General features: G+C 45.5%; 1 protein-coding gene. It reads right to left on the bottom strand.

The genetic code is table 11. The annotated features are described in order from the left end of the window. Positions 1 to 144 precede the first annotated feature (144 nt). A partial coding sequence (locus A3756_RS24970; protein WP_231875635.1) for a methyl-accepting chemotaxis protein occupies positions 145 to 1,218 on the bottom strand: 1,074 nt, incomplete at its 5' end.

Here is a 1,218-nt window from a genome sequence, read left to right as displayed (position 1 = left end):
TAAGTAGTTCTTGTTGAAGAATATCGTTCGTTTGTGCTGACATATAGTGGTTCGTTTTTATCTAGGTTTGAGACTTTGGTGCAAAAAAAGGGGAGTCAAATGACTCCCCTTTCGGTTTAGGCTGCGAATTATGCCACAGACAGACTAGGTTCTGAAGAAACGAACCAATTGTTGCATCTTACTCGCCTGGTCACTCATAGACCTTGACGCAGCGGCAGTTTCTTCAACCAATGCTGCGTTTTGTTGTGTCATCTCATCCATTTGCGAAATGGCCTGGTTGATCTGTCCAATTCCGTTAGATTGTTCTTTGGCAGCAACATTGACGCTTTCTATACGGCGTGCAACTTGCTCTACGGAGTGGACGATGCCATTTAAGGTTTCACCTGTCTGATTGACTAACATTGAGCCTGACTCGACTTTATTGACACTGTCGCGAATAAGGTCTTTGATCTCTTTCGCGGCACTGGCGGAGCGTTGGGACAAGGTTCGAACTTCACCTGCCACCACTGCAAAACCACGTCCGTGTTCACCTGCCCTTGCGGCTTCCACAGCTGCGTTAAGTGCCAATAAGTTAGTTTGGAAAGCTATCTCATCAATGACGCCGATAATGTCATTAATCTTGTTGCTGGATTCAGAAATTTCTTTCATCGCCTCAACCGCCTGATTAACAACTTGTCCGCCTGACTCGGCTTTCACACGAGCATCGTTAGCTTCGTAGTTTGCATCGTCTGAGTTCTTCTCGCTTTCTTTCACCGTACTGGTAATTTCTTCCATGCTGGCAGCGGTTTCTTCCAGAGAGCTGGCCTGGCTTTCTGTTCGGTTGCTTAGGTCGACGCTGCCTTGTGAGATCTCATTAGCGGACTCATTTACAGAGCTTGATATGCCCATGATTTCACTTAGAACAGAACTCAATTTGCTAAGCGTGGCATTAGCATTGTTAGCGATATTCTCAAAATCACCCTGGTAATTAGTAGAGAGTGCCTGACTCAAATTACCTTGAGCCATTTCTTCAAAGAGCTTGCTCATATCAGAAATGAAGGTGTCGGTATTATCGAGTACGTCATTTAGTCCTGTACTCAATTGCTTGAAGAAGCCTTCCTTACCGGCTATAGCGATTCGCTGAGACAAGTCACCAGCTCTTGCAGCGTTTACGATGTTATCAACTTCTTGCTGAATCATGACCTCATTGGTACGGTCGAACCATTCAACGACTGTTCC

This window comes from Oleiphilus sp. HI0086 (genome assembly GCF_001635225.1).
The sequence above is the reverse complement of the archived record's forward strand: the minus strand, read 5'-3'. Positions and strand labels throughout refer to the sequence as shown.